This window comes from Pseudomonas sp. M5A4_2d (assembly GCF_053345295.1).
Genome location: NZ_JBKEZW010000001.1, coordinates 1,466,162 through 1,474,704, shown reverse-complemented (window position 1 = coordinate 1,474,704; position 8,543 = coordinate 1,466,162). Strand labels below are relative to the sequence as shown.

Sequence of the window (8,543 nt, the reverse complement as noted above, 5' to 3'; positions counted from 1 at the left end):
TGATCGCGTTCAGGCCGTTGTGGCGCTGCATGCCCTGATCTAAAACACAGCTCCCACCGAGCTCGACTTGAAATACAGTCAAAATGTGGGAGCGGGCTTGCTCGCGAAGACGGTGTGTCAGTCACCTGATGCATCGCCTGACACTTCGCTTTCGCGAGCAAGCCCGCTCCCCCAGGTTGATCGCGTTCAGGCCGTTGTGGCGCTGCATGCCCTGATCTAAAACACAGCTCCCACCGAGCTCGACTTAAAATACAGTCAAAGTGTGGGAGCGGGCTTGCTCGCGAAGACGGTGTGCCAGTCACCTGATGCATCACCTGACACTCCGCTTTCGCGAGCAAGCCCGCTCCCCCAGGTTGATCGCGTTCAGGCCGTTGTGGCGCTGCATGCCCTGATCTAAAACACAGCTCCCACCTGGCTCGACTTGAAATACAGTCAAAGTGTGGGAGCGGGCTTGCTCGCGAAGACGGTGTGTCAGTCACCAGATGCATCACCTGACACACCGCTTTCGCGAGCAAGCCCGCTCCCCCAGGTTGATCGCGTTTAGGCCGTTGCGGCTCTACATGGCTGGATGTGAAATACAGCCAGCTCCCACAACTTCTACAGCGGCGGTGTGCGCGGCGGAATCAGGCGTTTGCTGCCGGTGGCTTCATACGCGCTGGCCAAGCTCAGCAGCGCCGAGTCATCGTATGCCCTGCCGGCAAAGGTCAGCCCGACCGGCATGCCGATGTCCGCCATCACGCCCATCGGCACGGTCACGGTGGGCACACCCAGGTGACGGATCGCGAGGTTGCCGTTGGCGACCCAGACACCGTTGCTCCAGGCAATATCGGCAGAGGCTTCGTTGACATCGGCATCCGCCGGGCCGACATCGGCCACGGTGGGGAACAGCACGGCGTCGAGCCCCAGGTTGTCCATCCAGTCTTCCAGGTCCAGGCGCCGGGTCTGCTCCAGGCCACGCAGGCCATCCGGTACGGTGCTGATCTCGTTCCACGGCGTAATGCCGCGTTCGGCCATGCGCACGTATTCATCCATGCCGGCGGCCAGGTCATCTTCACGGTTAGGCAGGGTGCCAGGGTCGTGGGGGAAGATCTTCGGCCCATCGACGTCCGCCAGGCGGTTCAGCGCTGGGTCGCCATTGGCGCGCAGGAAGTCATCGAAGGCCCAGGCCGACAGTTCCCACAATTCATCGTGCAGGAACTCCTTGGACACCAGGCCGCGGGTAAACACCGTCGGCGCGCCGGGGCGGTCGCCTTCGCAATTGGACACCAGCGGGAAGTCCACCTCGATGACTTCGGCACCGGCGGCTTCGAGTGCCTGGCGCGCAGCGTGCCACAGGTCGATGACGCTGGCCCGGGTGTTGATCTTTTGCCCGGTCGGCCCGCCAATCCCGGGCTTTTCGCTGGTGCCGGCCTCGGGGTCAGCGTTGATGTACATGCGCGGCACGCCCAAACGTTTACCGGCCAGGGCTTGGCTATTGACGGCCAGCTCGGCGTACGACGCCGGGCGCACCGAGGCCACGCTCGGGATCGGCACCCAGGGTTGCAGGCGCCACAGGTCGCCACGGGTGTCGGGGTCTTCGGCGACGACCACGTCGAGCACTTCCAGCAGGTCAGCCATGGTGCGCGCATACGGCACCACGACGTCCATGGTTGGGGTCAGCGGCCAGTTGCCGCGCACCGAAATCACCCCACGGGAAGGGGTGTAGGCGCACAGGCCATTGTTGGAGGCCGGGCCACGCCCGCTTGACCAGGTTTCTTCCGCCACGCCGAATGCCGCGAAGCTGGCCGCCGTGGCGGTGCCGGCGCCGTTGGACGAGCCGGAAGCGAATGGCGCGGTGAGGTAGTCGGCGTTATACGGGCTTTCGGCACGGCCATAGACCCCGCGTTGCATCCCGCCATTGGCCATCGGCGGCATGTTGGTCTTGCCCAGGCAGATGGCGCCGCCGGCCCGCAGGCGTTCGATCGTGAACGCATCGCGCTGCGCGACCAGCTTGGCGAAGGCCGGGCTGCCCGAAGCTGCCGTCAGGCCCTTGACCAGGTAGCTGTCCTTGGCGGTATAGGGAATGCCATCCAATGGCCCCAGGGTTTTGCCCTGTGCCCGGCGCGCATCGGACGCCTCGGCTTCTTTAAGGGCCTCGGGGTTGCGCACGACGACGGCGTTCAACGCGGTTGCGGTCTGCGGGCCGTCATAGGCATCGATCCGCGCCAGGTACGCCTTGACCAGTTCAACGGCAGTGGTCTGGCCGGCTTCAAGCGCCGCGCGCAATTGGGCAATGGAGACTTCGGTAACTTGCATCACGTTTTTTTCGCCGCCTTCAAGTGGGAGGTATGGCGGCAGTCTACGGACAGATATTTCACAAAACCAGCGCGGCATAATCCGCGTAGGCAGCGCGCATGACTTGCCACGTGGGCTCATCGGCGGGAATCAGATGTTCGATACGCAGCGAGGTCAGGGTGATGTCCTGGGGCATGCCGAAGGTGGTGAAGGTCGACAGGAAGTTCAGCTCGCCGTGGGGCGAACGGATGCGCGTCAGCACCAGCGGCGGCATTTCCCTGGGCAGTTCGGTGCTGGCGGGTGTCGGTAAACTCGCCAGCAACGTCGCCAGGGCCGGGTTGCTCAGTGCCTCACGGCTTGCGCGTTGCCAGGCCAGGGTGCGGATCTCTTCGGCATTGAGCAGGTGGTCACCCAGCCCGCCGCGTTGCAGCAAAGTTGTCAGCAGGTTCAGCCCGTCAGCGGCATCTTGCTTGAGCCCCACCTGTTCAAACAACAGCCCGGCGCTGGCATTCGCCGCCAGCACTTGCCACTCGCTGCCCAGCAGAATCGCCGGGGCGGGGTTGTTGGCGTGCAGCACATGGCTGACCGCTTCGCGAATGGCGGCCATGGCTGGCGAGGCGAGTGGGGTGGCGGTGTAGCGTGGGGCGTAGCCGGCGGCGAGGAACACGCGGTTGCACTGCTCAAGCGGTGCGTCCAGCGCCGTGAGTAACGTGTGCAGCGTGCCTGGGCTCGGCTTGGCGCGGCCGGTTTCGAGGCAACTGAGGTGGCGTTGCGAAACGCCGGTGATCAGCGCCAGGTCCAGCTGGCTCAGCCTGGCGTGGCGACGCAATTGGCGCAGGTGTTCGCCGGCGGTAGAGGGGGCGTCCATGGCGTAATGATGACCTCCGAGGTCATTGCGAGAGGCACGACCATATCACTATCGTGAGCCTCGATCACGTCAAGGAACAGACCATGCAAACACCCTATATCGCCTGGGCCGGCTTGCTCGGATTTTCGCTGTACACCCTGGCCACACTGCTCACGGCTGAACAATCGCTGCTGGCCTTCGGGTGGGAATTGATGTCCCGGCCGGACACCGCGCAGGTGGTGATCGACCTGTACCTGATGGCAGTGCTGGCGTGTGTGTGGATGTACCGGGATGCGCGCAAGCGAGGGTGCTCGGCGGTGTCACTGTGGCCCTATTTTTTACTGACGGCGGTGTTCGTTTCGGTGGGGCCGTTGCTCTATATCGTGGTGAATGGGGACCGAAATGAATGACCTGTTGAGTGTCTACGCAATCTGCGTGCTGGTGCTGTGCCTGAAGATGTTTGCGATTTCCTGCTATCAGGGGTTCTTCCGAATTCGTGGGCTGGCGTTCACCAATGTTGAAGATGCAGCGCTCTTCAGCCGCGCCGCGCGATCAGAGGAGCTGGCGCCCGTCAGTCGAGCGAAACAGGTCTGGGCCAATGACTTGGAAAACATTCCACTGTTTTTTGCAGTGGGTGGGTTATGCGTGGCGCTGGGCAGTGCCGAGGTTGTCACTGGCTGGCTATTTGGGTGTTTTACCCTGGCCCGGGTGGCGCACACGGTAACCTATCTGACGGGGCTTCAGCCCTGGCGCACGCTGACGTACGCAGTGGGCGTGGTTTGTCTGTTCGGGCTGGGCAGCCAGGTGGTTGCCAGGCTGATATGAACCACGGTTTTCGTGGCAAGAGAGCGTGCTTGAGATGGTGGCATGGCAGCCCTGTCAACACCCTTCAGCATCCTCATGCCTGGCGCTGGGGCGCATGTGCGCCAAGCGCCAGGCATGATTGACCGGTCAGACGCCTTTGGTCGAGGGCAGCAATACCGTGAGGATGCCCGCCAGCGGCAGAAACGAGCAGATCTTGTAGACGTACTCGATGCCATGGTTATCGGCGAGCAAGCCCAACAGCGCGGCGCCGATCCCGCTGAAACCGAACATCAGGCCGAAGAAAATACCGGCAATCATCCCCACATTGCCCGGCACCAGTTCCTGGGCGAAGACCACGATAGCGGAGAAGGCCGAGGCGATGATAAAGCCGATCACCACGCTGAGCACCGCGGTCCAGAACAGGTCGACATAGGGCAGCGCCAGGGTGAAGGGCGCGGCGCCGAGGATCGAGAACCAGATGACTTTCTTGCGGCCGATCTTGTCGCCGATAGGGCCGCCGGCAAAGGTGCCGACCGCTACCGCGCCAAGGAACAGGAACAGGTACATCTGCGAACTGGCCACCGACAGCTGGAACTTCTCGATCAGGTAGAAGGTGAAGTAGCTGGTCAGGCTGGTCATGTAGAAGTATTTGGAAAACACCAGCAGCGCCAGTACCACCAGGGCAAACGTCACGCGTCCTTTGGACAAACCATGGGTGGCTTTACCGCCTTGCTTGAGCTTGAACAGGTTGAGGTGGTGACGGTACCAGCGGCTCAAGCCATACAGCACCAGAATCGCAAAAACCGCGAACAGCCCGAACCAGGCGATGTGGGTTTGGCCGTAGGGAATGATGATCGCCGCCGCGAGCAACGGGCCGAAAGCGCTGCCGGTGTTGCCGCCGACCTGGAAGGTCGATTGCGCCAGGCCATAGCGGCCGCCGGAGGCCAGGCGGGCCACGCGGGAGGTTTCCGGGTGGAAGGTCGACGAGCCGACGCCGACCAGCGCCGCCGCCAGCAGTATCGCCGGGAACGTGCCGACAAACGCCAGCATCAGAATGCCGATCAAGGTGCACACCATGCCCGCCGGCAGCAGCCAGGGTTTGGGATGGCGGTCGGTGTGGTAGCCGATCCAGGGTTGCAGCAGGGAGGCGGTCAGCTGGAAGGTGAGGGTGATCAGGCCCACCTGGGTGAAGCTCAGCCCGTAATTGGCCTTGAGCATCGGGTAAATCGACGGCAGCACGGCCTGGATCAGGTCATTGATCATGTGCGCCAGGGCGCAGGCGCCGAGAACGCGCATGACCAGCGGGCTTATCTGGGGCGCAGTGGTTGCAGCGGCGGGTGACGCGGTCAGGGTCGACATGCAGGCATTCCATACAAGGCAGCGAACAGGGGCAGCCAGTACGATGCCGGCTGCCCATTTCTAATTGTTTCGGCGTTCATGCTAGATTCGACAAAAATGCCTGTCTCACGAAATTCGGGAGACAACTGTCGCAAAAAGGGCGAAATGATAAAACCACTGGATTTATTTCTGCAGGAGATCGACGCGGGCGATTGGGCGGTCATCAGTTCCGCCACCGATTATCCCGAGAATTGGGTGATACCCGAACATCGCCACGAGAAGCATCAACTGCTGTACGCCATCGAAGGCGTGATGGTGGTGCACTCGGCGCAGAACCAGTGGACAGTGCCGTCCAGTCGCGGCTTCTGGATGCCCAGCGGGCAAGTCCACTCTCTGCGCTGCGTGGGCACACTGAAGATGCGCAGTGTGTTTGTGCGGCCCGATGCCTTCCCGAACCTGCCGACCGAGACCAAGGCGGTGAGTATCTCGCCGTTGCTGAGCGAGCTGATCAAGGCGTCGGTGAGTTTGAAGCCGCCGTATGCCGAGGATTCGCGCGACGCCAGGATCATGCACTTGATCCTCGACGAACTTGCGATTCTTCCGGCGTTGCCCTTGTCGCTGCCACAGCCCGCCGACCCACGGATCAACCGGGTTTGCCAGGCGCTGCAACACGACCCTGGCGATGCGTCGACGGTCGCTGATTGGAGTGATCGACTGGACCTGGACCAGAAGACCATCCAGCGCCTGTTCCGCAAGGAAACCGGCCTGACGTTTGGCCAATGGCGCCAACAGGCAAGGTTGCTGCTGGCGCTGGAGCGCATTGCGGTGGGGGAGAAGATTATTGATGTCGCCATCGAGCTGGGCTACGAAAGCCCGAGTGCCTTTACCAGCATGTTCAAGAAACAGTTTGGCAAGACACCGAGTCAGTTTTTCAGGTAGTGCGCGTTGCCACACGTGTCACCGAAACACGCCGAGAGGTCAGGTAAGCCAGCAGGCCAGCGATACCCAGCAAACCCGCGCTCAGTTCAAAGGTCGCCCGGTAGCCACTCAGGTCGAACACCACACCCCCAAGCGTGGCGCCGCAGGCAATCGCCAACTGGATAATCGCCACCATCAGGCCGCCTCCCGCCTCGGCATCGTCAGGCAGGACCCGCGACAGCCAGGTCCACCAGCCCACCGGCGCGGCGGTGGCAACCAGGCCCCACAGGCCCAGCAAAACAGTGGTCGCCACCGGCGAACTGCCCCATGCAACCAGCGCCAGGGCAATTGTTGCCATCAATAACGGGATGGCCGTCAGCGCGTGGTACAGGTGGTTTTTCAGAAAACGCTCAATCAGGAACGTCCCGGCAAGCCCGGCCAGGCCGAGCACCAGCAACATCAGTGACAGCATGGAAAGACTGACCTGGGTTACCGTTTCCAGGAACGGGCGCAGGTAAGTGAACAGCATGAACTGGCCCATAAAAAACCCACTGGCGGCCAGCATGCCCAGGGCTACGCGGGCATCCTTCATCAGGCGAAACACATTGCGCGTCTTGACCCTGTCGTCGTGCTTGAGCGAAGGCAGGCTCACCAGCAGCCAGGCGCCGGCCACAACGGCGACCGGGATGACGCAAAAGAACGCGCCACGCCAACCGATCAGCCCGCCGAGAAAGCTGCCCAACGGTGCCGCAATCACGGTCGCCAGCGCGTTGCCGCCGTTGACGATCGCCAAGGCGCGCGGCACCTGCGCCAAAGGCACCAGGCGCATCGCGGTAGCGGCTGACAGTGACCAGAAACCACCAATGGCCACGCCGATCAGCGCGCGACCGAGCATGAATGTCAGATAGTTCGGCGCTAACGCCACCACGGTGCCGGACAGAATCATCAGCGAGGTCAATGCCAGCAGCAGGCGTTTGCGTTCAACCCGCGCTGCGACAGCAGCGATGATCAGACTGGTGAGCAAGGCAAACAACCCGGATACCGAAATGCCCTGGCCAGCCTGGCCTTCAGAGATGTGCAAGTCGCTCGCCAGGGGCGTGAGCAAGCTTACGGGCATGAATTCGGAGGCCACCAGGGCGAATGCCGCCAATGACATCGCGAACACGGCACCCCAGCTGTGCGTATGAGTGTTATCGGACATTACTTCAAGTGGCCTTTGAAAAAGGTGCTGAGCTTGGCAAACGGGATGAGGTCGACCCGGTCGTACAGGTCCACATGGCCGGCACCCGGGATAATCACCAATTCCTTGGGCTCGGCAGCACGCCGATAGGCGTCTTCACTGAACTCGCGGGAGTGGGCGTCGGCGCCGGTAATCAACAACAGCGGGCGCGGGGAGATGGTCTCGATGTCGTTGAACGGGTAGAAATTCATGAACTTCACGTTGCTGGTCAGCGTCGGCCGCGTGGTCGTTTGGGGCGACGCACCGGCCGGGGTAAATTCGCCGCGCGGGGTCCGGTAGAAGTCGTAGAACTCATCGCCCACCGCATCGCCGGTGAGGGTCAGCGGGGTTCCGCCGGTATAGGCGGTGTTGCCACCCTGGAATTCCACATAGCGCTGGTTGGCGGCCTGGCGAAGCAGCTGTTGGCGCTGCTCCAGTGTCACCCCATGCTTGAGGCCGTTGCGATTGGCCGCCCCCATGTCGTACATGCTGACCGTGGCGATGGCCTTGAGCCGTGGGTCGATCTTGGCGGCAGCGATGGCGAAGCTGCCACTGCCACAGATACCGATAATGCCGATGCGTTCTCGATCAACCAGTGGGCGGGTGCCGAGGTAATCCACGGCGGCGCTGAAGGCTTCGGTGTAGAGATCGGGCAACACCGCGTTGCGCGGCACGCCTGCGCTTTCACCCCAGAACGACAGGTCCAGTGAAAGGGTGACGAAGCCTTGTTCTGCCATTTTGGTCGCGTAAAGGTTTGCGCTCTGTTCTTTGACGGCGCCCATCGGGTGGCCGACTATGATTGCGGCGTTCTTTGAGCCCGAGGCAAAGCCCTTGGGGATGAAGAGATTGCCCGCAACGGGCATGCCGTACTGGTTGTTGAAGGTGACCTTTTCCACCGTCACCTTGTCGCTTGTGTAGAAGTTGTCAGCACCGTTGGACATATCGGCTCCCAGTGAAGAAAAAGACGTGACCAGCACACACAGGGCGAGCAAGAAGCGTTTCATGCGTTGATCCTTGAGGAGGTTGGTGCGCACATTTTCCCGATGGGGGCGGGGCTTCTGTAGTGCGTTCCACTGGATTACTTGCCTGATCCTCTGAGTCTTGCCACATGTCGGGGACGCTCAGACCCTGACCGGGGTAAAG

At 62.1% G+C, this 8,543-nt stretch carries 8 protein-coding genes; 3 read left to right on the top strand and 5 right to left on the bottom strand.

Features of this window, described 5'->3' with window-relative positions; all coding sequences use genetic code 11:
* Positions 1-597 precede the first annotated feature (597 nt).
* Together ACLBW8_RS06945 and ACLBW8_RS06940 are read right to left on the bottom strand one after the other, a co-directional pair.
* Positions 598-2,298, bottom strand: coding sequence for an amidase (locus tag ACLBW8_RS06945; protein ID WP_447804998.1), 1,701 nt, complete (start codon positions 2,296-2,298; stop codon positions 598-600).
* A gap of 55 nt (positions 2,299-2,353) precedes the next feature.
* On the bottom strand, positions 2,354-3,142 hold the full coding sequence (locus ACLBW8_RS06940; protein ID WP_064452648.1) for a helix-turn-helix domain-containing protein: 789 nt from the start codon (positions 3,140-3,142) through the stop codon (positions 2,354-2,356).
* Between the two features lie 83 nt (positions 3,143-3,225).
* On the opposite strand from ACLBW8_RS06940, the gene ACLBW8_RS06935 reads away from it, so the two are divergent.
* Positions 3,226-3,531 carry a DUF2834 domain-containing protein gene (locus tag ACLBW8_RS06935; protein ID WP_447804997.1) on the top strand — a complete coding sequence of 102 codons (306 nt, stop codon included), beginning with the start codon at positions 3,226-3,228 and terminating at the stop codon, positions 3,529-3,531.
* Positions 3,524-3,946 carry an MAPEG family protein gene (locus ACLBW8_RS06930; protein WP_447804996.1) on the top strand — a complete coding sequence of 141 codons (423 nt, stop codon included), beginning with the start codon at positions 3,524-3,526 and terminating at the stop codon, positions 3,944-3,946. Before ACLBW8_RS06935 ends, ACLBW8_RS06930 begins: the two co-directional genes overlap by 8 nt.
* Before the next feature lie 126 nt (positions 3,947-4,072).
* On the opposite strand, the gene ACLBW8_RS06925 is transcribed toward ACLBW8_RS06930, so the two are convergent.
* Positions 4,073-5,284, bottom strand: coding sequence for an MFS transporter (locus ACLBW8_RS06925; protein ID WP_262664895.1), 1,212 nt, complete (start codon positions 5,282-5,284; stop codon positions 4,073-4,075).
* 96 nt (positions 5,285-5,380) lie between these two features.
* On the opposite strand from ACLBW8_RS06925, the gene ACLBW8_RS06920 reads away from it, so the two are divergent.
* Positions 5,381-6,202, top strand: coding sequence for an AraC family transcriptional regulator (locus tag ACLBW8_RS06920; RefSeq protein ID WP_447804995.1), 822 nt, complete (start codon positions 5,381-5,383; stop codon positions 6,200-6,202).
* Here ACLBW8_RS06920 and ACLBW8_RS06915 read toward each other — a convergent pair.
* Both ACLBW8_RS06915 and ACLBW8_RS06910 read right to left on the bottom strand, forming a co-directional pair.
* Positions 6,195-7,382, bottom strand: coding sequence for an MFS transporter (locus tag ACLBW8_RS06915; protein WP_447804994.1), 1,188 nt, complete (start codon positions 7,380-7,382; stop codon positions 6,195-6,197). The two genes, ACLBW8_RS06920 and ACLBW8_RS06915, sit on opposite strands and share 8 nt — an antisense overlap.
* The gene (locus tag ACLBW8_RS06910) at positions 7,382-8,404 is read right to left on the bottom strand and encodes an alpha/beta hydrolase (protein ID WP_064452642.1); all 1,023 of its coding nucleotides are present in this window, start codon (positions 8,402-8,404) and stop codon (positions 7,382-7,384) included. Before ACLBW8_RS06910 ends, ACLBW8_RS06915 begins: the two co-directional genes overlap by 1 nt.
* Positions 8,405-8,543 lie beyond the last annotated feature (139 nt).